Source organism: Aquimarina callyspongiae (assembly GCF_034322225.1).
Classification (GTDB): domain Bacteria; phylum Bacteroidota; class Bacteroidia; order Flavobacteriales; family Flavobacteriaceae; genus Aquimarina.
This window is the reverse complement of the sequence record NZ_JAXLPA010000004.1, coordinates 140,194-161,553: the sequence shown is the minus strand read 5'-3', so window position 1 is coordinate 161,553 and position 21,360 is coordinate 140,194. Positions and strand designations below refer to the sequence as shown.

The window sequence follows — 21,360 nt, the reverse complement described above, 5'->3', positions numbered from 1 at the left end:
ATTTGTTACTTATCTTTTTGTTTCGGTTTCTAATAACATTTTCTTTATTAAAGAGATTTGCCCTAAATGATAATAACTATGTTCTATCATTCCGTCTATATTTCTTTGATAACTACCATATTTTGGATCTACAAATGCTTCATCCATTTTTTGATCAGGCATTTCTTCGATTCTATTGGCAAATTTCTCTGCATTGTTAAACAAAGCATTTAAACGTTTTTCCCAATCTTCTTGCGATTGTATAGGCGGAGCATCAAAACTATATTTGTCTCGAATTTCAAGAGCACCACCTTCAAAAACCTGTAGTACACCAGCGATATAATAATTTATATGAAAAGTAAGAACGGCTATAGTATTTAAGTTACCAACTTTTGTTGTAGCTTCCTTCCAGGTGAGTTGAGATAACTGATCTTTATAATTTGTATTGGCAACCCAAGTGCCGTTTAATATGACTTCTCTAAAACGATCGGCAATTTGCTTTGTTTTTTTCATTTACCTATATATGATTTGATTTATCAAGGGGTTTGTAGAAATTAGGGCTGGTTTTATGACATCTTTCAAATTTAATTAATTCAAAAAGAATTTTAAGAATGATAAACCTCATTATTACCAAGTAATTAAATTATTATGTTATATAGTTAACAAAACATGGTTTTTGTGTTGATAATTAATGCTTTAAGAGTTGATGAGATTAAAATAAAAGGTGTATTTTACCGTATTAAAATTATTTAACAACGCAAACTCAAACTTATGGCATTTGGATTTGGACCAGGAAGCGATATGGTTAAATCTGTAAACTCTAACAGAAAACAACTTGCTAAAAATAGATCACTTAAAGAAAGTCATGACAGATATAAGGATGTGACAGATATTGAGAAACCTGAATTTAAGAAGGTGCCTGAAAAAGAAGTTAGAGAATTCAATCAAAAATTTAGAGAAAAACAGAAAGTAGAGCATCGTCAGAATATGTTCATATTAGGATGCGTGTTCGTAATGGTGATAACGGGATTTTATTTGATATTATTTTAAACAAAGTAATTGATGTATAAAGAGTTTGATTGGCTGCAAGAAGGTAAAAAAATGTATGCGCAATCATGGCAATCAGATAATCCTATAGCTGTAGTCTGTTTGGTACATGGTATGGGAGAACATAGTTCTCGGTATCAACATGTAGCTGATTTTTTAAATAATCAGGATATTAGCTTGTTTACTTTTGATCACATCGGTCACGGAAAATCTGAAGGGAAACGAGGTCATACACCTAATTATGATTTTTTATTGGACAGTGTAGAAAAAATCGTTTCTATTGCATATAAAGAACATCAAAATATACCTTTATTTGTTTATGGTCATAGTATGGGCGGAAATGTAGTGGCAAATTATTTATTAACAAGGTACCCTCAAGTAACCGGAGTAATTTTATCAGCTCCTTGGTTTACATTGCCTTTTGAACCTCCAAAATTCAAGGTGATTTTAGCAAAATTAATGAACAAAATTTACCCTGCTTTTAGTGACAACACAAACTTGGATGTTACTGCGATCAGCAGGGATAAAAATGTAGTTGAAGCCTATAAAAATGATACTTTGGTTCACGGAAAAATCACACCATCTTTCTTTTTATCCTGTTTTAATGCTGGAAAATGGGCAAAAGATAATGGAAAGAAAGTATCTATTTCTACATTAGTTATGCACGGAACAGAAGATCGCCTTACTAGTTGTAAAGGATCAGAAGAATTTGCTTCTACAAATACATTGATAGAATTTAAAGCATATGCTGGATTATATCATGAATTACATAATGAACCAGAACAACAAATGGTTTTAGAAAATGTGATGAGCTTCATTAAATCAAAATTATAGAATTACAAAAACCTTGTTTTTTTGATAATGATTATGTCTAATGTTGATCAATTAAGATAGGGTTGCCATCTGGATCAGTGATCATAAAGGATGCTGGACCTTCTTTTTTATCTATTCCATTAGGCAAGGTAATTTTTATACCTTTTTCTGAAATTTTTTTGTAGAAAATTCTAATATCTGAAGGAGTAAAAGTTAAGGTATTGGTAGGGAACATTCCTTGAAACAATCCTATTCTGGAAGTCCCATTTTCTAAGATAGCCCATTTTTGATCTAAACTTCCATTAACTATTTTATAACCTATTTTTTCATAAAAAGAATGAGAAGCTTTGATGTCTTTTACAGCCAAAGACATAGAGAAATCTCCTAGGTCCATTTTAGATCGATCACTAGATAAATACCAGGTATAGGATCGTCTTTTTTGCCAGTGACCATTGGCTGAGATATCATAAGAAGTACTAATAAAAATGTTTTTATTTAATGTAGAACGGTGTCCGTGTACTGTCTTTTTACCTTCTGGGGATATAAAATCTTGTACAAGTTCTAATTGATTTCCTTTTAAAATCATTGGACCTTTTCCTATACTACCATCAGCCCCGTATTGTATAATGATACCTTGATTTTTATCAAAATCCCAGTATTGCCTGAATTCCCAGAAGATGCCTTGTTTTTTACCATTAATTAACCCGTATAATTTACCGGTGATATTTCGTTTACCAATTCCCCATTCCCAATCCATACCATATTGATCAAAAGGTTCTTGTTTGGTTTTGTAAGAAGAGTTGTCGGTTATCCAAGTGCCAATCGATTGTGTCATATTATCTACAAACCAATCTGGAGTTTTTTGACCAAAAGAAAGATTGGTGATTAATAAAAATAGAGTGCTAATTATATATGTTTTCATTTGTTTTCTTTTTATGTTGGATGATTTATTATGTAATAAGTTCTTCTCCTTATCCAGAAGAAGAACTTATCCCGATTATTTTTCGGCTAATTCTTGCCAATTATCTAATAAATACTCGGTGTCTTCTTTTGCTTGATTCATACCCACTGAAAGAAAATAACCACTTAAAAATGGACTATTAAATTCATAAGTAAAATCTAGTAAGAGTCTTGTTTGCATAGGGCTTACTGTCTCAACCTTCCAGGAACCAGCCAAAGATTTTAAAGGAAAAGGATAATCTTCTCTTTGGGTATTTACTTTAAACCTGAATTCTTCTCCAGGTTTCCAGAGTGTGCAAGTCTCTTCCCAACTACTTCCATCGGGTGCACTACAAACTCTTTTCATTCCCAGACCACTACCTTCAACAATTTTTACATGATGAATGTTAGGTGCGGTTACTTCGTGATAATTACCTACATCTGAGATTACTTTCCATACTTTTTCTTTGGGAGCATGAATAATTCTTTCTGCAGTAAAATGTTGCTCGCCTTTTGCTTTTGGGTATTGAACAAATCCATAAACTAATAAAAGCACAATATCTATAACTAAAAATAGTGCTAAACCTTTTAAAATTTTACGTACCATATCTGATTGTTTTTTGAGTAAAAGTACCTAAGAAAAAGACTGAAATCCCTTTGGATATGGTGTTCTTAATTAATTGAAACAACTTTATGTAGTATTATAATCAGGTACATTTTCCCATGTAATTAAGGAGTACTATTTTTATGCTATGAACAGTATAGAGTCTTTTGCATTTATCATTACCTTTTTACTAGGAGGTGTTATTCTGATAGGATGTTTTATGATGTTGATCATCCTTAAAAGTACTTCATTAAAACAATCAAGGTATTTTTTGGCGTTTACCATTTTGGGTCTAATTCAACATTTAGTTACTTATCTTTTGTTTACAACTCAATTGATAAAGCAATGGCCTCATCTGTTTGGAGTAGGGTATCCATTATTTTTTTTAGTAGGTCCTTTATTCTTTATGTTTATCAAAAGCTATGCTGATAGTACGTTTAGACTAAAATTAGTTGATGTAGTACACTTACTGCCATTTTTTGGTATACAGGGATTATTTATACCTAAGTATTTTGAGAATGCTGAAACTAAATTATCAATGATTAATTATTATTATGATATTCTCCCTAATGGAGCAGTTTCTTTTTCGGTTTGGTTGCAAAACAGTATGCATTTACTTTTATTATTAGGCTATGCTATTATTGCATTTGTATATGTATACAGAAAAGATAAAAAGAATAGTATTTTATTAAAACGCTTCAGTATTCTGCTAGGAGTATTAGCATTAACAGAATTATTATTACAAACCGGATTTTTATTATCAGGTGCATCTGCAATTACTGCAGAGATTGTACTTTCTGCTTTAATGTCTATTGCAATATTGTTATTGGGCTATTGGATTGTGGATATTAAACAAGTTTTACCAGTTTTGGAAGGCACGAAATATAAAACTTCACCATTATCAGAAACACGATCAAGAAAAATCAAAAAAGATATACAGGTGTATTTTGAAAAAGAGGATTTTTATTTAAATCCTAATTTAAAGATAGCAGATTTAGCTAAAGCGATAGGAGTGCCCTCACATCATATCTCACAAGTGTTGAGTGAGCAAATGCAAGCGAGTTTTTATGAAATAGTTAATAAATATCGTATCGATAAAGCAAAAGAAATGCTACGTTCTGGAGCTTTGAATAAATTATCAGTACAAGCAATAGGAGAGGAGTGTGGATTTAGCAGTAAGACTAGTTTTTATAGAGCTTTTAAAAAGGTTACTCAAATGACACCAACAGTTTTTATACAAAAAGAAACTACGTTATAAATATAAAAAGAACCGAAATATTTATTTTACTTCCAAACGCTCAATAAGAGTAACTTTATAGGATTGCCCAATAGATAGTTTATGTTGTTTTATTGTTATAGAATTAGAATCAAAAGCTGTAATGTGATCTAAGTTGATAATAGTAGATTTATGAACCTGTATAAACCGTTCTCCTAATTCATTTAAAGCTTCTTTAATTGATTGTCTTGCCAAAATGGTCTTTTCATGAGTAATATAGCTGATGTAATTACCATCTTTCTGAAGATATAGAATATCTTGAAGGTTTATTTTATACTGCTGTTGTCCACTTTTTATATAAACTGTATTGTTATTTTTTACGTTTTTTGAAGGAATATCTATTGTATCCCTGATCTTTAATAATGCTTTTAAAAAACGTTCAAAGGCTATGGGTTTTAACAAATAATCAGCAACTTGGTACTCATAGCTCTCTACAGCATATTCAGAATACGCTGTTGTCAGGATAATCTTTGGTGGGTTCTTAAGTGTTTTGATAAAAGAAATACCTGATAGTTGAGGCATATTAATATCGAGGAGTATTAAATCTATTTGATTTTCATTCAGATAAACTAATGCTTCTATAGGATCTCTAAAGCTTTTAATGCATTCTACAAAAGGTGTTTTTTTGACATATCCTTGTAACAGCTCTATAGCATTAGGTTCATCATCTATGATTACTGTTTTGATCATTACAAAAGCTCGATTTTTAATTGTACACAAAAGGTATGTTCATCTTCGATAATTTCCAAATTGTGATGATTGGGATAGATTAAATCAAGTCGTCTCTTTACATTTTCCAGGCCAACGCCAGAATATTTTTTTTCAAACTCTGTTTTCTGAAGCTGATGTTTAGAATTTTCAACTTTAAAACTCAGTAAATGATCTTTCAACTCTAATTGTATATTAATAAAAGAAGGTGATTGTATATGAAGTCCGTGTTTAAATGCATTTTCAACAAAAGGTATTAACAAAGTAGGAGCTATTTGAGGGTTGTTTTGGTTGGTTTTGATATTAAAAGAAATAACAAAAGGGTCTTCTTTACTATAACGAAGTTCTTGTAGAGATATAAAATTTTTAATGAATTCAATTTCTTTTACAATTGGCACTCGTTCTGCTTGTGTGTCATAGATCATAAATCGTAATAAATCAGAAAGTTTTGTGATCCCAGACGAGGTTTCAGGGTTATTAGATCGTTCTGATACAGCGAGCAAATTATTTAAAGCATTAAACATAAAATGTGGATTGATCTGTGATTGCATAAGCCGTAATTCTGCACTCACTTTTTCTTTTTCTAAGAGTTGTTGTTTTTGTTCTATTTTGAACTGATGTCGTATAATTCCGTATACAGTAGCGATAGCTATATAAAAGAAATTATAGAACATAAAAAACCGAACCATCATTGAATGGATTGTAATTCTTTGAAAAATAACTATAATTAATTCAAAAGCAATTAATAAAATCAAACCTAAAATCAATGATCCCGAAAAGAAAAGATATTTCTTATTGGTATAATATTTTGGGATTAAGTAGAATGTATTGAGATAAAAAAGAGGAATAATGCCCAACATTCCTATAAAGTTCTCAAGAATAAAAGGCCCCATTTCAATAGTTTCCCTGATAATATTACCGTGGTCATCTTCTTCTACGTTCTCTATTACTCCAGTTTCTGTGGTTAATAATAGAATGGTAATAGCCATAGCCCAAAAAATGACATTTAAGAAAATTTCTACGCCTTGTCGTAATGTTATCTTTTGCATATTCACAATTCAAAAGTATATATAATAGTCGAACCGATTATATAAATGTGATGTAATAGAGTTTTTTGTGATGTAAGGGTTATAAAAGGTATAAATCTCTTTAGTAACAGTAACTAAGATATTGATAACTTAGTTTTTAGCTAGATAACATTTTGTTGTAACTGTTCAAATCCAGTAGTAATATTGAACTTCAAAAAACGAACAATTATGATTAAATTATTAAAATTAGCATGGATAGCAAGTATCTTACTATCCTGTAGACAAGAGCCAGTGATTGCTCAAAGTGTTGATGAGAAACCAGAAATTACTTATACTCAAAAACTATCTGATTATATGGATGAATTAGAGAGATCTGGTTTCTCAGGAAGCATTCTTGTAGCTCAGAAAGGAAAAATTCTTTTAGAAAAAGGATATGGCTTCAGTGATCGTGAACAAAAAATTAAAGCAACTGCTCAAACTGTTTTTGATATAGGTTCAATCACTAAGCAATTTACCGGCGCAGCTATTCTAAAGTTAGAAATGCAAGGCAAGTTATCAGTAAAGGATAAACTGTCTAAGTATATACCAGAAATGCCTGCTGACAAAAAAGACATCACACTACATCATCTTTTAACACATTCATCGGGATTACCACCAGCGATCGGAGATGACTATCAAAAAATTACAACGACTGAATTTATCAAAAAAGCAGCTGGTCGAAAGTTGTTGTTTAAACCCGGAACACAATATGAATACTCTAATGTTGGTTTTACTTTTCTGGGTATTATTATCGAAAAGGTATCAGGAGTGTCTTATGAAACCTATTTGGCTAAAAACTTATGGAAACCTTCAGGAATGGATCAAACAGGATATGACTTGCCAAAGTTTAAAGATATAGCTGTGGGATATCGTAGAAATAAAACCTGGGGAAAACCAACAGAAAAAGAATGGGATGGTAAAGAACCTTACTGGCATCTTAAAGCTAATGGGGGAGTCCTTTCTACTGTTCAGGATATGTATAAGTGGCATCAAGCATTACTTGGAGATAAAATTTTGAATACTGCGGCAAAGAAAAAATTTTATAATAAACATATTGAAGAGGGTGAAGGAGCAGGATCTTATTATGGATATGGTTGGGCAATTTTTCCGACACCTAGAAAAACCGAGTTAATAGCGCATAATGGAGGTAACGGAGTGTTCTTTGCTGACTTTTGGAGATATCTTGAAGAAGATATTACGATTATCCTGATGACAAATGCTGTACAGCGTAAATATGAAAGAATACCTTCTCAGGTTGCAGGGATATTATTAACTCTCGATTTTAGACCAGAAATATCTGATAGAGATAAAAGAAATAATATAACTGGTACGATGGCTGATCAGTTAGTCAAGGATTTTATGCAGACAGTGCGTACCACGGATAAAGATATTTGGAAATCTTTTTTAGAGAGAAGAACGCTGACTTCATTTTTACAATCTTTTCCTATGGAAGAACATCTTAATTTTTTTAATCAATTTCATAAGAAGTTAAAAGATGGTAAAGTTGTTGAGATTCGATTAACTGAAGGAGACGAAATAGCATTAGGTATAGAAACCTCAGAAGGCGTACAAATGATTATGTTTAATGTTATACTTGCCTCGGATGGATTAGTAAAAATCGATGGAATCGAAATGTGATATTAGATAAAAATGAATAAGAAATAGCAAGGTAATATTTTGATTACCTTGCTATTTCTTATAGATCTTATTCAAAATAATGTTTTAATTTATAAACCTATGAATCGCCATATTGGCATTGTCCTGATAGTTTTGATTTTTTAAATCCGAAAAAATATTTCCCTGATCCACTAATGGACCTGTTAAAACTCCTTCTTTACTTCCATAAAAACTACCACTACTTAAGGAATCATTACTAATTCCATCAACAAATCTTTTTGCACCTTTTTTAAGACTATGAGAAAGTCCAAGTAAAGGCATGAAAATTGGCATCCCTATATACTTAAACATGATTTTTTTCAAAAGTGGGAGGTCATCAAATCCTTGAGTACCTCTTGTTCCTCCTGGGCTTATAGAAATAAAACGGATTTTTGGGTGTTTTCTAGCCATTGATGACATCCATAGCGTTCCTCCATATTTTATGACTCCATATACTTGCATTGGATCAAAATCATTTCCGAAAAACGTTCCGTCAAATACAGTTGTAAATTCCTCAATTGACGAGTTTTGTAAATTAGGGCGTTTCATTCCCATTTTTTTGATACCTCTAGCAGCTTCTGAGCTAGCAAAGAGAACAATGTTTTTTAGTTTATCAGCCTTTAATAATTCATCTACGAGTACAACATGCCCCAAAAGGTTTGTAGCTGTAATGTTTGTAACTCCTTCTTTAGTGATTTTCTCCGGATTTTTGCCTCCTGTACCTCCAGCATTCATTACCAATGCATCAATTGGTTCATTTAATTTCTTAACTGCTTTTTTTACTGAATCAGAGTCTGATACATCCATAATCAATATTTCAAAGATTGATCTTCCTGTGGATTCTTCTAATGATGTTTTTGCAATTATGGCTTTTTCCTTATTTCTGCAAGCCAGGTAAATTTTCTCAGTCTCAGGTTTCATCGCTAATTGCCTGGCAGTTTCTTTACCAATACCGGCATTAGCTCCGGTAATCATTACGATTTTGTTTTTTATTTGTGAATTTTTCATAATGTCTTACTATTTATTTAGAGAAGATTTACTTCTCATATTTTTTCTTAATCTCTTTGAAGTTTTCTTTGTTAACATTTTCACCAGTTAATACGTAGTGTTCGACTGCCAATAAGTAATTGGCTATATCTCGTTTAAATTGACCTTTTGCAATCGATCCTAAAAATGCAGGTTTAGTTCTTAACCCCATTGTCATTACTAGTTTGGAAGAATCAGAATCAATAGGGATTACTTTATAAATCCCATAACTATATTCGGAGTTTAGAGGAATCCCACTAGTGTTATTTATGAGTACTTTGAAGGTGTAATTTTTAGCATCAAAATCCACTTGTGTTTCTTGTAAATATTTAGTGCCTTTTTCATTAAAGTTACAAGTTCTGGATGCATTTTCTCCTCCGATAATATGCCCTTGATTATAGTTAGAACTTACAATTTTGGGGTGCGAATTGGCAATGGCACCAAAATCTTCTCCTACCACTTTCCATACTTTATCAGCGGGCGCATTGATTGCTCGTTCAACCGAAAATGTTATTACTTTTTTATCTGTTTTTTGAGCAAATAAGCTTGTTTTTGCAATGATTAACAATACTGTTAATCCTATTTTAAATGTGGTTTTCATAATTCTGTTTTTTTTTAATTATTTTTTTACTTTTTTCTCTGATATGTTAAAAAAAGGATAGCTCCTATGGTTCCGAGTACAAGCTCTAATGCAGTAGCTTTTACCAAACCGCCTACTGGCATTCCATCTATTAAAATGCTTATTACTCTGCCTATTCCTAATGAGAGAAATAGAAGAAAAGAAACAAGAGAGGATGTATAGGTTAATTTTTTGAGGAAGGCTCCAAGTAGTGTTAATATTGCAATAGCAAGAATTAGAGTACTAAAAGCTCTGACATCGTTTATTACACTAATATTTCCTGCAATATCGATTCCGGCACTACCTTTCATTTTTATTGGTATGAATAGAGTAGTGCCACCTATAAAGGAGAGTAGTAATCCTGAAATTACCAAATAGGTCTTTAATACTTTTGAATTTTTCATGACTTTGTTCTTTTAATTGTTGAGAACAAAATTCACGAAAAGAGAAAGGTATATTATCTCGTTTTAGCCCAAAGACTTATCATTTTGGTTCAAACGATATTCTGAAGGAGATTTTCCATAAATGGAAGTAAAGTTGCGGTTAAAAGTGGCTAATGAATCGAATCCAACGTCATAAGCAATATCAGAGATACGTAAATCGTTTGTTTTTAATAACTCTGCTGCTTTCTCTACTTTCTTTTTAGAAATATACTTTTTAGGACTATCGTTAAAAATGGTTTTAAATTTTCTTTTAAAAGAAGAAATACTCAAGTGACAAAGGGTTGCTAATTCATCTAATGATAAATTTGCATATAGATTATGGCGGATTGTTGATTTGAAATCTACTTCATTTGGTTTGAACAAAGCTGCTAAAAAGTCCAATTGTGAAGGAGCTTCTTGTGATTTTGATACAAGTAAAACAAATTCTCTGAGTTTGGTTTTTATAATGTTATCATCTGCCAACTCTGGATTATCAAGTAGAATATTAATGCTCTCCTTGTAATTTTCTAAAAGACGATCAACTACAATTTGTTTAAGATTAAAATCAACAGTGTAATTAGAATTTGCAACATCAAATTCAAATAAATCTTTTACCAAAGAAGGATAAAGAAATATGCCAATAGATTCAATTCCATCTTTACAATGTGTTTGATCATCACTAGGCTCAAAGAAGTAATTTAAACATTTGGCGAGCATTGCTGTTTTTTTATTGAGAAGAAAATAATCTTCTGAGGATCTAACACCAACCTCTCCTTTATTTACAAACATAAAACAAGCTTCGTCTTCAATATAATGCTTTAGCGTTCTATTGAAAGAAGGCATTGATAGCTTTATAAATACAACACGATCCTTATACGTTATTACTTGTTCTTTAAATTCCACCTTTATTTTGTTGTGAACGTTTAGTTTGTGATTAGTATTAAAATACCTGCTTGAACTTATAGATAAAAAAACAAGATAGTAAAAGTGGAAAGAATTTCCGAAAAGAAATATTTAAGCAATTGACACTATTTATTAGTTATAGATGTTTTTTTTTCTTTCAACGAAAAATATTAGCATGAATTATTGAGTGAATTGATCAAAAAGAGATTCTGTAGTTATAATCGTAGCAAATTCATCTTTTAAACTAGCTATTGCAGTATCGTGTATTAATTGAGCACTATAATTTTCTCCGTTAGCTCCTACTTTATTAAAAGTTGCAACCGCATCTTCAACCAAATACGTGTCAAAACCAAAATTACCGGCCATGCGAGTTGTTGTAGATACACAATGATCTGTTGTAAGACCAACAATTACCAGGTTATCAATTTTTTGATCTTTTAACTGTTGTTGCAAATCAGTACCGATGAAAGCACTGTTTACATCTTTTTCGATAATAGGTTCATTGTTTGCAGGTACATTAAAGTCCATGAAATCATTTCCAGGATTTCCTTTTGCCAAAGGAGAAACAGGATTGGTAGAACAATGTTTTATATGAAAAACCGGAAGTTGATGTTTTCTCCATAATTGTAGTAGTTTTTCCATATTACCTTCTGCATGGGGATTATTGCGTTCGCCACCCCAATAAGGAACGTCCTCAAAACCTTTCTGAATATCAATAAGAAGTAAAGCAGGATTATCTTGTTTTGTTAATTTCATGTGCTTTTGATGTTTTTAATTATTTGAAAATAAATAAATCAAAAAAATGAGAACAAATCTAACCGCTTCGTTCTCATATTAAAAAGTTATACACTACTTAGTAAAAAGTAAGTGCAGAAATTTATTAACCTTTGTTTTTTTGTTTACTTTTTCTAAAGTCGGTATTAAAGAATACTCCTAACTGTAAACGGTCAAAATTTCTACCGGTAAAATGATTTTTAAGATATCCTAGCTGAACGCTAATGTTCTTTTCTACATTATACCCGATCGCTCCATATAAACGATTCTGACCAAAAATAGGCTCTTGTAAGTTGATAAATACTTCATCATAAGCGTTTAAAAACCATTTGTCATTGATAGGATAGGTAAGCTGTAAACGATATCGGGCACGATGCTCGGTAAAATCGTCTGCTTGCGTACTAATAAAACGTTGTTCTAAACGATAACGGTGCTCGAATTTAAATTTACCTACTTTATTTTTAAGAATAAATTGCTGAAAAATACGGTGTTCATCAGAGTTTTCTTCTCCAGGAACATCTTCAAACGTGCCATCTGTACTGATATAACCGTATCCAAAAGTAGCGATAGCATTTTCGTTGATATGATAATTAAGTCCGGTACGTAGTAGTAATTGGTTAAAAGTAGAAGCTATTTCATAAAATCTGAATTGTGCTTCGGTATGAATACTTAATTTATCGGTAACCTTATTGGTTCCAAAATACATATACCAAGCTCCCCATTCATCTTCTCCAGTTTCCTGCGCATAGGTATTAGAGATAAAAGTTGTTAGGATAATTGCTAGTAAAAATATTTTTTTCATTGTAATCTTTTTTTAATGTAAGGCACAAATGTAAAAAATAAACTTATCCAATAATCAAATTAAGATATCGTTTTGGACAAGTTTATTTTTTACAGTTTATAGATTTATAATATTATAAAATGATTATTCAGATTCAACCTTTTTTGTTTCAGATTTACCATCATTGATTATTTCTGAACCAGTATTTTTAAGGTATTTGTCTAGAAATTTCATAACTCTACTGTAAGCTTCAATTTGATTTTCTTTTTTAACAAAACCGTGCCCTTCATCTTCAAATAATACATATTCAACAGGAACACCATTCTTCTTAACACCTGCTACGATTTCATCGGATTCAACTTTTAAAACTCGAGGATCTTTAGCTCCTTGAAGAACAATTAGTGGTTTAGTCACTTTTTCGGTATGAAATAATGGAGATATTTTACGTAATCTTACAGAATCAGCAGTATTAGGATCTCCCATTTCTTCATATAAAGCTTCTTTAAAAGATTCCCACCATGGCGGAATACTTTTTAGAGTTCTCAACCAATTGGTTACTCCAAAAATATTAACACCTACTTTAAAATCTTCGGGTGTATAAGTAAGGGCTGCCATTGTCATATATCCTCCATATGAACCACCGATGATTCCTATTTTATTAGCATCAATGATTTCTTGTTGAGCTAACCAATCTTTTCCTGCTACACAGTCTTTAAGATCTTTATCACCATGGTTTTGATCATCCATTTTATAGAATGTTTTTCCATAACCACTACTTCCTCGATTGTTTACAGCAAGAATAGCGTATCCGTGATTTACTAAGTATTGAATAACAGAGCTATAGCCTTGTCTTGATTGACCTCCTGGACCTCCATGAACCCACACTAAAGCAGGTACTTTATTATCTGCAGTAGCTTGCTTAGGTTTGTAGTAGATTGCAGGAATTTCTAAACCATCGAATGATTTAAATCGAACTACTTCTGAAGCAACAAGGTCATCTTCATTAATCTCTTTATTTAAAACATCTGTTAATTTATGATATTGTTTTGAAGCCAGATCATAAGAGTACACATTTCTCGGAGTTCCAGAACCTGAAACATTTAAAAATGCCATAGACTCGTCTCTGGAGAAACTGGCACTGCTGATCTCTTTATTTTCAAAAGTTGGAAATTCTACTACAGCACCAGTGGCTACTTCTTTAACCTGCATTACTGTTTTGGCATCTTCATTAGTGAACATCACTTGATATTTTCCATTTCTTGTAAAGTAAAATGAACTAATATCCCAATCTTTTTCAACTACTTTTTCTTTACTACCATCTTTTAAATTATACTTCATTAAGTAACTAAATTCTGCTCCGTCATCTGTTGTATAATAGAAAGACAATCCGTCTGGAGAGAAATCTTCTGGAGAGTTACCGCTTAAATTATCATTAACCTTAACCTTTTCTTTGGTTTCTGTATTAAGTATAAAAAGATCTGTGTCATTAGTGTTTACAGGTTTTAATAAAGCAATGTATTTTCTGTCGTCAGACATTCCTGCAAAGTCTAATCCATCTTTATTCTCATAAATTACTTTGGATGTAAAATTGGCAATATCCATCTCATAGTGATCCATAAACTTAGGATCTCTTTGGTTACTACCAAAGAAGAAACTTTTACCATCTTTTGCCCAACCTCTAAAAAGTGCACGTACATTCTCTGCTGGAGTAAGACGTTTGATACCAGAAGTATCTTTTAGGAACAGTTTAAAGATCTCATCTCCATTACCATCCATTCTGAATAGTATTCTATCATCTTCAGGAAAGTAAGAGATCCCAAAGACAGAAGAACTATCTGAAGCGGTAACAGGAGTAAATTCTCCACCATTTGATGAAACCGTATACATATTGTAGATCCCAGATCGATTACTCGTTATTAGAGCTTTTGATTTATCTGGTGAAAATCCATTAGCAAATGCATTTTCATTATCCATAAATTGTTTAATGGAGTACTCTTTGATTTGAATAGGTTGAGCAACTTCTTCTTTTTTTTCTTCTTTACAAGAATAGAGTAGAAGTAAGCCCAAACTAATTGTGATTAGTTTTCTCATGGGTTTAAAATATATTGGTTTATTTATTATTCTAAACTAAAATTCTTTGTTTCCTTAAATGGTGAAGTTTCTAATTTTTCAATCGCTTCACGGTAAGGTTTCCAATCATTTGTAAAAAACTCATTAGTCTTGGTTATTGCTTTTTGTAAAGCATCTTTGGCGTTCTTTATCAAAGTTTCTTCTGTAGCTGTTAAACCGTTCTGACGACTACCTACATACCATCCTGCAGTACCCATTCGTTGCATAACATTTACTTCTGGATTACGGGTAATTCCTTGTCGTTTATCTTCTTTACCGATATAAATAGCAATCACACTATCTATTTTTTTAGTAATACTTTTAGAAGCTTTGATTTGATCTTTAAATTTTTCTTTATCAAGTTTTTTAAGCTCTTTTTGATACTTAGAAGCTATTTCTTTACTCTCTACTAATTGTTTTACAGCATCAGCAGCGGTTTGTCTCATAGCTTCCAGTTTTTTGGAAGCATCATATATCTGGTTAATATTTTTTTGTGATATCTTTAATCTAGGATCACTTTTAACTTCAATTTTTGTTTCAGAACGTTGATCTCCATATTCAAATACGACTTTGTAAGTTCCTGGTTTTACGCTTACACCTCCTGGTTCTCTATCTCTTTTTTGAATTTTTCTTGAAGGACGATCTACTCCTTTTTCATCCATAAACCAACGAGTCTTATGTATTCCGGTAGAATCTGGGGTTTTCTGTTTTAATGTTCTAATCAATCGATCGCCATCATAAATCTTAATATGAATAGAATCCCATTTTATCTTAGTTTCTTCTTTTTCATCTTCTACCTCGTTATCTTCCTTTTTATCCTCTTTTGGGTCTTCTTTTTTCTTTTCTTCTACTTTAACATAATAAGCAAGATGTGCTCCAAAATCTCTATTCTCTCCATTATATAGAGCATCACCACCAAAACGACTTCCTGTAGGTTGTTGATATGCTGCCTGATACGCAACAGGAGGATCAAACAGTTGTAACTTCTGATTAAGGATATTTTTGTTTTTGGCCAGAGCTCTTAATGGGCGGATATCATCCAATACCCAAGCAGCTCTACCAAAAGTACCTATGATTAAATCATGTTCTCTAGGTTGAATCACTAAATCTTTAACTGAAACAGTAGGGAAACCTTTGGTCCACTTAATCCAATCTGTACCAGCGTTTAAAGAAACATAGAGTCCGTCATCGGTTCCTAAGAATAAAAGATTTTTTTCTACAGGATCTTCAACAATACTTAAAGTATAACTTTTTACATCATTTTGATCTACAATACGTTTCCATGTTTTACCATAATCAGTAGTTCTAAAAGCATATGGGGTATAGTTGAATCTACGATAATCGTTTGCAACTAATAGGGCTTCACCTTTCTTTTTGTTAGAGGCTTTGATTTGCACAATCCAGCTTCCTTTTGGCAATTCTTTTATGTTTTTGGAAACATCTGTCCAACTGGCACCACCATTTTGCGTTATATGAACTCGTCCGTCATCAGTACCTGCCCATAACATGTTTTGTTCTAATGGAGATGGCTCAATAACTAAAACGGTACAGTGATTTTCTGCTCCTGTAGCATCCATGGTTAATCCACCACTTTCTGATTGTTTTAATTTCTCAGGGTTGTTAGTAGATAAATCAGGAGAAATAACAGTCCACGTAAGTCCTTTATCGATACTTTTATGCACAAATTGACTTCCAAAATAGATAGTATTATTATCAAACGGATCAATGTTAATAGCAGCATTCCAATTAAAACGTAGTTTTACTTCTGGATCAGAATGTGTAGGACGAACTGTATAATTGTTACCAGTAATCCAATCATAACGACTTACAAATCCTTGTTGACTCATAGACCAACCATATCTGGAATCATCTTTATCAGGAACCACATCAAAACCATCACCAAATGATATTTCTTGCCAATATGAATTTCTTATTCCTTGTGCTTTCCAAACATAGGCAGGACCTCTCCAACTACCATTATCCTGCATACCTCCGTACACATTATACGGAAATTCATTATCCACATTGATATGGTAAAATTGAGCAACAGGCAGATTACCTATAAAACGCCAGGTTTTTCCTCCATCGCGGGTTATATTTAGTCCACCGTCATTTCCATCAATCATATAACTACCGTCATTAGGATGAATCCACCAAGCGTGATGATCTGGATGTACGCCATTATCAACTCCATAAGCCGGCATCAATTGAGAAAAGTTTTTCCCACCATCTTCAGATACATTTACATACGTGAATACTGAGTATACTCTATTTTCATTTTGAGGATCTACAAAAATATCGGAGTAGTAAAATGGACGATTACCGATATCATTTTTATCATTCACTTTTTTCCATTTAAAACCACCATCTGTAGATTTGTACAAAGCATTCTTCTTTGCTTCAACAAGTGCATATATAATATTAGGTTTGTTTGGAGCTATGGCTAATCCGATTCTTCCTAAATCTCCTTTTGGAAGCCCGTCTTTATCCGTTCGTTCTTCCCAAATTTTTCCTCCGTCATGCGTTACATAAAGCCCAGAGCCTTTTCCACCAGATTTAAAAAACCAAGGATCGCGTTTATGTTCCCACATAGCAACGATTAACTTATTAGGATTTGTAGGATCCATTATAAGATCTGCAGCCCCTGTTTTATTATTAGTGTATAAAATTTTATTCCAGGTTTTACCGCCATCTGTAGTTTTAAAAACTCCTCTTTCTGGATGTTCTCCCCAAGGAGAACCAATTGCTGCAACATATACCGTATCAGGATTAGTAGGATCAATTATCACTCGATGGATATGTCTGGTTTTTTCTAACCCCATCAATTTCCAGTTTTTTCCACCATCCAAGGATTTATAGATACCATATCCACCGTTAAGACTATTTCTAGGGTTTCCTTCTCCAGTTCCAACCCAAATTACAGATGAATTTGATTGCTGAATCGCAACTGCTCCGATAGAGGCGGTAGCCTCATTATTAAAAATGGGTTTCCATTTAATACCTCCAGATGTTGATTTCCATAATCCACCTGATGCTGTCCCTGCATAAATAACGTCTGGATCAGAAGTAACCACATCGATTGAGGTAACTCGACCACTCATTCCACCAGGTCCAATATTACGAGGAGTAAGGTCTTTTATGAGATCCATCGAAAAATCCTGTGCTGATAGAACAGAAGTAATAGTGAGGAGTATTAAAAATAGATATTTTTTCATTGTGTAGTGTGTGAGTTAATTATAGTTGTATTTGTTGTTCTTGTTTTGTTAAAAAATATACTTTGGGATAACGTTTTTTTAATTCTCTAAGTTCTTGTTTTTTTATTCTGGGAGAAATATGTGTTGCGACCAATTGTTTTGGGTTGATGTGTTTTTTTATGAGTTTAGTGGCGTCTTCATGTAAGAGCATCCAATATGGAAGAATAGCAATATCGATTTCTTCTTTAATTAGTTCTAATTGATCAAAAAGGTTTATTTCTTCTAGCCAATTAGTATCACCTACGTGTAAGATTTTCTTTCCTTTAATATCTACGATATACCCCACATTTTCTACGGCAAGATGTCTCTTTCCTGCATGATTTATTTTAAAACCAGTAATTTTAAGATCTCCAACATTTGTAGTGCGTTTAATATAATCACTGGTAGTTACCGTATGTATTCTTTTATTATAAGCTCTAAAATTACTAGCGATTTGACTAGAACCAAAAAGAACTGACTTTTGATTATGATCGAGATATTCTTTTGACAGCTCAGCACTGAAATGATCTCCGTGATAATGCGTGAACAGTATCGCATCGGGTTGTAATTGTGATCCAATTTTTTTAACTAATTCTTTTGAAGGGAAAAGATAATCATCTCCATACTTGGTATGTAAACCATCTATTAAGAAAGAAGATTGTCCATCAGATATATATACTCCCATATTACCTGTATAGACGAGACTAATACGCTCTTGAGAAAGACTTATAGTACTTATAAGAACTGTAGTGAAAAGAAAAAGAATTTTTGACACTGTAACTGATTTTAAAACCCCTAAAGTTAATAAAATGTAAATGCTAAATTCTTAAAGGGGTGTTAAGGTAAAATCGAGTATTTTTGATCGAAAAGAATACATCATGAAATTTATTGAGCTTACTCTTAAAAATCATCAGATTTTACATGGGTTTGATGCCAGAAATCAGGAAATCATTGAAGAAGTTAAGGTTTCTGAAGCTTCTAAGAAATTAGTATCAGTCGATAGGATTTTGTCGTTAAGTGAAAACTTTATTTTGATCAAATACGCATATAATAGAATTATCTATTGGGAATATGAGGAAGATTATGAAAAAGTCAAAGAACTACTTTCTTCATAAAAGGAGATAGATCTTAGTTTTTTGACAGAAATTATGGGGTCATTATTTTGGAATTATCACTATTTCTAGCTGAAATGAGTTCAAAATTTTTATTTACCTTAATTATTATGATTTTTCCTGTATGGAGATTTACCATTTTCCATCTAAAGCCATACGATGTTTCAAAAATTGAAGATCGAGCCATCTTACGAAGATCAATTTCATCTATATCTTCGACAATTTGATTTGCCATTAGATCAATGCCTCGTTGTCTAACTTCTTCTTCAGGTAGTTTACGATCATTATTACTTTGAATATCAGATGTTATAATATCAAATTGATCTAGGATGTTGGGACTAACATACAGCGTACTTAAGGAGAATAACAGTGAGAAGAGTAAATGTTTTTTCATAATTTAAAAAATTTATGAATTACATACTATGCCTACACCGCTTCATAATATGTAATTACTAGGTTTTTAAAATAGTAATCATATTGTACTTGCTGTTTTTAATGCTTTTATTAATCTTAAAAAAGGGGACTATAAATTTACGCCTTAAATGCCCTTTTTATGACATAGTTTTGTTAAAAAAAGGTGAATTTTTCTTAAAAAGATAGTTATAAAGAGGTTTTTTAGTATAAAAAATGTGAAAAATTTAAAAAAATGAGTCTAAGATAGCATATGTTTATTGTTTCTTTAGTACTATAATTTCGCAAATTATTGTATTAAATCTGTTCAGAGTGAAATGCTATAACAATCAATCTTGACCTTATAGAACTATCTATTTATTAGTAGTGAATGGTATAAAATTAAAACTACTTCTTATACAGTTTTATACCTGCTTCATGATATTTATCACCTTCTATCCAAAAAGGAGTTTGTGGGTTATTAGCAATATTACGGCAAGCTAATACGTATGATTGAAAAAACTTTAATAAGTAATCATAATCAAGAGTATCAGGGTTATCAGTTACCTGATGATAATACTTAGTGATTTCTTCATCAAAAGCAGTAAACCCCATACTAAATGTTGGAGCGGGAATACCTTTAGCCGCAAAATTCACATTATCTGAACGATCAAAAAGCCCTTGTTCTGGAGCAGGATCATCAATAGCTTCTAAGCCAAATTTTGCTGCAGCATTTATGATATCTTTTTCAGCAGTGGTTCGTCCTAAGCCCACTATTGTTGCTTTACTGGTATCATTGTACCCTCCATTATCACTATTAAAACAATATACCATTTGTTGCAAAGGAATTACAGGATGTTCTACGTACCAACTGCTTCCTAAAAGACCTTTTTCTTCACCAGTAAAGAGAATAAATAGAGCAGATCTCTTTGTAGGATATTTTGCAATATTCTCTGCAGCAGAAAGAACGGTTACTGTACCTACTGCATTATCTCTTGCTCCATTATAAATAGAATCGTTTTCTACTGCTTTGCCAATACCTACATGATCATAATGTGCAGAGTAAATAATATATTCATTTTTTAATGTGGGATCAGAGCCTTCTACCACACCAACTACATTTTGTGAAGCGATTTTACTTTTTGTAATCCCTTCTACGGTAATTGTAATATCTGTTTCTTTCTTTTTGGTAAATAGCTGGCTGATTTTCTCTTCTTTATCATTGATCCATAAATAAGCAAATTCATCCTTGTTTGAAGTATTAGGGTTTGCCAGGATCATTTTTTCGCCATTCAGGAAATGTTCTAATCTATATTTTGTATTATCGTCTACGCTACATATTTCTATAACACCAAGAGCTCCATTTTTTTGAGCCAGTTGACTTTTTTCTTTTGTTAAAGAAAAAGCAGCTCTGATAGAATTATTGTCCTTAGACCCAAGATAACACATCACATACTTACCTTTTACATCGGTGCTTTTATAATCTTCTTCTAAACCATAGTTTAGAAATACAGCTTTACCATCAAAGTTTATATTGGTTTTAGTAACGGTTAAAACGCTATTTAGTTTTAAATCACCACTCTTAAATTCGGTTTTAGAAGCGCCAGTCGTTTTTTCTAGTTCTACCTTTTGTAAATAAGAGTCTGTTCCAGGAATTGGTTTAACACCATAACCACGTAACATATTTGCAAGGTATTGTGCTGCAATTTTATTTTCAGGAGTTCCGGTTTGTCTTCCTTTTAGTTCATCTGATGCCAGAAAATAAATATGTCCTTCAATTTCGGCCTTAGAAACAGTAGTTTTTACCTTTTCAAAGTCTTCTTGTGCGTAAAAGAAAGTAGTAAAAAGAAAGATGACGGAACATAAGATTGTTTTTTTCATAGTAATCAAGATAAAATGTGT

Annotated in this window: 21 protein-coding genes; 5 read left to right on the top strand and 16 right to left on the bottom strand. The window is 32.1% G+C overall.

The genetic code is table 11. The features are described from left to right. Nucleotides 1–9: 9 nt before the first annotated feature. Nucleotides 10–492, bottom strand: coding sequence for a DUF1572 domain-containing protein (locus U0D62_RS17160; RefSeq protein ID WP_322288554.1), 483 nt, complete (start codon nt 490–492; stop codon nt 10–12). Nucleotides 493–750: 258 nt separating this feature from the next. On the opposite strand from U0D62_RS17160, the gene U0D62_RS17155 reads away from it, so the two are divergent. Together U0D62_RS17155 and U0D62_RS17150 are read left to right on the top strand one after the other, a co-directional pair. After that, nucleotides 751–1,029, top strand: a complete 279-nt coding sequence (locus tag U0D62_RS17155) for a hypothetical protein (RefSeq protein ID WP_322288553.1) — start codon at nt 751–753, stop codon at nt 1,027–1,029. 12 nt (nt 1,030–1,041) lie between these two features. Then, nucleotides 1,042–1,860 (top strand): alpha/beta hydrolase, encoded by an 819-nt coding sequence (locus tag U0D62_RS17150; RefSeq protein ID WP_322288552.1) that lies wholly within the window; start codon nt 1,042–1,044, stop codon nt 1,858–1,860. A gap of 37 nt (nt 1,861–1,897) precedes the next feature. On the opposite strand, the gene U0D62_RS17145 is transcribed toward U0D62_RS17150, so the two are convergent. Together U0D62_RS17145 and U0D62_RS17140 are read right to left on the bottom strand one after the other, a co-directional pair. Beyond that, complete coding sequence (locus tag U0D62_RS17145) at nt 1,898–2,761, bottom strand: VOC family protein (RefSeq protein ID WP_322288551.1); 864 nt, start codon at nt 2,759–2,761, stop codon at nt 1,898–1,900. Between the two features lie 75 nt (nt 2,762–2,836). Beyond that, a complete protein-coding gene (locus tag U0D62_RS17140; RefSeq protein ID WP_322288550.1) occupies nt 2,837–3,385 on the bottom strand; it encodes a type II toxin-antitoxin system RatA family toxin in 549 nt (182 codons plus the stop codon). Between the two features lie 145 nt (nt 3,386–3,530). Between U0D62_RS17140 and U0D62_RS17135 the strand changes: the two genes are divergently transcribed. Next, the gene (locus tag U0D62_RS17135) at nt 3,531–4,640 is read left to right on the top strand and encodes a helix-turn-helix transcriptional regulator (RefSeq protein WP_322288549.1); all 1,110 of its coding nucleotides are present in this window, start codon (nt 3,531–3,533) and stop codon (nt 4,638–4,640) included. A 21-nt stretch (nt 4,641–4,661) separates the two neighbouring features. Here the strand turns inward: U0D62_RS17135 and U0D62_RS17130 are convergent, their stop codons facing one another. After that, nucleotides 4,662–5,348, bottom strand: coding sequence for a LytR/AlgR family response regulator transcription factor (locus tag U0D62_RS17130; protein WP_322288548.1), 687 nt, complete (start codon nt 5,346–5,348; stop codon nt 4,662–4,664). Further along, entirely contained in the window at nt 5,348–6,415 is a 1,068-nt protein-coding gene (locus U0D62_RS17125; RefSeq protein WP_322288547.1) for a sensor histidine kinase, read from the bottom strand. Before U0D62_RS17125 ends, U0D62_RS17130 begins: the two co-directional genes overlap by 1 nt. 207 nt (nt 6,416–6,622) lie before the next feature. Between U0D62_RS17125 and U0D62_RS17120 the strand changes: the two genes are divergently transcribed. Then, nucleotides 6,623–8,071: a serine hydrolase domain-containing protein gene (locus U0D62_RS17120; protein ID WP_322288546.1), complete on the top strand. Its 1,449-nt coding sequence runs from the start codon at nt 6,623–6,625 to the stop codon at nt 8,069–8,071. Between the two features lie 84 nt (nt 8,072–8,155). On the opposite strand, the gene U0D62_RS17115 is transcribed toward U0D62_RS17120, so the two are convergent. From U0D62_RS17115 to U0D62_RS17075, 9 genes are all read right to left on the bottom strand, one after another. Beyond that, nucleotides 8,156–9,097, bottom strand: a complete 942-nt coding sequence (locus U0D62_RS17115) for an SDR family NAD(P)-dependent oxidoreductase (RefSeq protein WP_322288545.1) — start codon at nt 9,095–9,097, stop codon at nt 8,156–8,158. Between the two features lie 28 nt (nt 9,098–9,125). Next, the gene (locus U0D62_RS17110) at nt 9,126–9,716 is read right to left on the bottom strand and encodes an SRPBCC family protein (protein ID WP_322288544.1); all 591 of its coding nucleotides are present in this window, start codon (nt 9,714–9,716) and stop codon (nt 9,126–9,128) included. 26 nt (nt 9,717–9,742) lie between these two features. Then, complete coding sequence (locus U0D62_RS17105) at nt 9,743–10,138, bottom strand: DUF4345 domain-containing protein (RefSeq protein WP_322288543.1); 396 nt, start codon at nt 10,136–10,138, stop codon at nt 9,743–9,745. A 63-nt stretch (nt 10,139–10,201) separates the two neighbouring features. After that, on the bottom strand, nt 10,202–11,059 hold the full coding sequence (locus U0D62_RS17100) for a helix-turn-helix domain-containing protein (RefSeq protein WP_322288542.1): 858 nt from the start codon (nt 11,057–11,059) through the stop codon (nt 10,202–10,204). A gap of 180 nt (nt 11,060–11,239) precedes the next feature. Continuing rightward, nucleotides 11,240–11,815 carry a cysteine hydrolase family protein gene (locus U0D62_RS17095; protein WP_322288541.1) on the bottom strand — a complete coding sequence of 192 codons (576 nt, stop codon included), beginning with the start codon at nt 11,813–11,815 and terminating at the stop codon, nt 11,240–11,242. A 124-nt stretch (nt 11,816–11,939) separates the two neighbouring features. Further along, nucleotides 11,940–12,635 (bottom strand): DUF2490 domain-containing protein, encoded by a 696-nt coding sequence (locus tag U0D62_RS17090; protein WP_322288540.1) that lies wholly within the window; start codon nt 12,633–12,635, stop codon nt 11,940–11,942. Between the two features lie 123 nt (nt 12,636–12,758). Beyond that, complete coding sequence (locus tag U0D62_RS17085) at nt 12,759–14,705, bottom strand: S9 family peptidase (RefSeq protein ID WP_322288539.1); 1,947 nt, start codon at nt 14,703–14,705, stop codon at nt 12,759–12,761. 26 nt (nt 14,706–14,731) lie between these two features. Then, nucleotides 14,732–17,938 (bottom strand): WD40/YVTN/BNR-like repeat-containing protein, encoded by a 3,207-nt coding sequence (locus U0D62_RS17080; RefSeq protein WP_322288538.1) that lies wholly within the window; start codon nt 17,936–17,938, stop codon nt 14,732–14,734. 19 nt (nt 17,939–17,957) lie between these two features. Further along, complete coding sequence (locus U0D62_RS17075; protein ID WP_322288537.1) at nt 17,958–18,731, bottom strand: MBL fold metallo-hydrolase; 774 nt, start codon at nt 18,729–18,731, stop codon at nt 17,958–17,960. Nucleotides 18,732–18,834: 103 nt separating this feature from the next. On the opposite strand from U0D62_RS17075, the gene U0D62_RS17070 reads away from it, so the two are divergent. Then, nucleotides 18,835–19,071, top strand: coding sequence for a hypothetical protein (locus U0D62_RS17070; protein WP_322288536.1), 237 nt, complete (start codon nt 18,835–18,837; stop codon nt 19,069–19,071). Nucleotides 19,072–19,102: 31 nt separating this feature from the next. Here U0D62_RS17070 and U0D62_RS17065 read toward each other — a convergent pair whose 3' ends face one another. Continuing rightward, complete coding sequence (locus tag U0D62_RS17065; RefSeq protein ID WP_322288535.1) at nt 19,103–19,462, bottom strand: hypothetical protein; 360 nt, start codon at nt 19,460–19,462, stop codon at nt 19,103–19,105. A gap of 404 nt (nt 19,463–19,866) precedes the next feature. Then, nucleotides 19,867–21,339 carry a M28 family peptidase gene (locus U0D62_RS17060; RefSeq protein ID WP_322288534.1) on the bottom strand — a complete coding sequence of 491 codons (1,473 nt, stop codon included), beginning with the start codon at nt 21,337–21,339 and terminating at the stop codon, nt 19,867–19,869. Between the last annotated feature and the right edge of the window lie 21 nt (nt 21,340–21,360).

Bases quoted from the DNA above. Each gene is read 5' to 3' on its own strand.
- U0D62_RS17160 (WP_322288554.1), bottom strand. From the start codon at position 492: ATGAAAAAAACAAAGCAAATTGCCGATCGTTTTAGAGAAGTCATATTA.
- U0D62_RS17155 (WP_322288553.1), top strand. From the start codon at position 751: ATGGCATTTGGATTTGGACCAGGAAGCGATATGGTTAAATCTGTAAAC.
- U0D62_RS17150 (WP_322288552.1), top strand. From the start codon at position 1,042: ATGTATAAAGAGTTTGATTGGCTGCAAGAAGGTAAAAAAATGTATGCG.
- U0D62_RS17145 (WP_322288551.1), bottom strand. From the start codon at position 2,761: ATGAAAACATATATAATTAGCACTCTATTTTTATTAATCACCAATCTT.
- U0D62_RS17140 (WP_322288550.1), bottom strand. From the start codon at position 3,385: ATGGTACGTAAAATTTTAAAAGGTTTAGCACTATTTTTAGTTATAGAT.
- U0D62_RS17135 (WP_322288549.1), top strand. From the start codon at position 3,531: ATGAACAGTATAGAGTCTTTTGCATTTATCATTACCTTTTTACTAGGA.
- U0D62_RS17130 (WP_322288548.1), bottom strand. From the start codon at position 5,348: ATGATCAAAACAGTAATCATAGATGATGAACCTAATGCTATAGAGCTG.
- U0D62_RS17125 (WP_322288547.1), bottom strand. From the start codon at position 6,415: ATGCAAAAGATAACATTACGACAAGGCGTAGAAATTTTCTTAAATGTC.
- U0D62_RS17120 (WP_322288546.1), top strand. From the start codon at position 6,623: ATGATTAAATTATTAAAATTAGCATGGATAGCAAGTATCTTACTATCC.
- U0D62_RS17115 (WP_322288545.1), bottom strand. From the start codon at position 9,097: ATGAAAAATTCACAAATAAAAAACAAAATCGTAATGATTACCGGAGCT.
- U0D62_RS17110 (WP_322288544.1), bottom strand. From the start codon at position 9,716: ATGAAAACCACATTTAAAATAGGATTAACAGTATTGTTAATCATTGCA.
- U0D62_RS17105 (WP_322288543.1), bottom strand. From the start codon at position 10,138: ATGAAAAATTCAAAAGTATTAAAGACCTATTTGGTAATTTCAGGATTA.
- U0D62_RS17095 (WP_322288541.1), bottom strand. From the start codon at position 11,815: ATGAAATTAACAAAACAAGATAATCCTGCTTTACTTCTTATTGATATT.
- U0D62_RS17090 (WP_322288540.1), bottom strand. From the start codon at position 12,635: ATGAAAAAAATATTTTTACTAGCAATTATCCTAACAACTTTTATCTCT.
- U0D62_RS17085 (WP_322288539.1), bottom strand. From the start codon at position 14,705: ATGAGAAAACTAATCACAATTAGTTTGGGCTTACTTCTACTCTATTCT.
- U0D62_RS17080 (WP_322288538.1), bottom strand. From the start codon at position 17,938: ATGAAAAAATATCTATTTTTAATACTCCTCACTATTACTTCTGTTCTA.
- U0D62_RS17070 (WP_322288536.1), top strand. From the start codon at position 18,835: ATGAAATTTATTGAGCTTACTCTTAAAAATCATCAGATTTTACATGGG.
- U0D62_RS17065 (WP_322288535.1), bottom strand. From the start codon at position 19,462: ATGAAAAAACATTTACTCTTCTCACTGTTATTCTCCTTAAGTACGCTG.
- U0D62_RS17060 (WP_322288534.1), bottom strand. From the start codon at position 21,339: ATGAAAAAAACAATCTTATGTTCCGTCATCTTTCTTTTTACTACTTTC.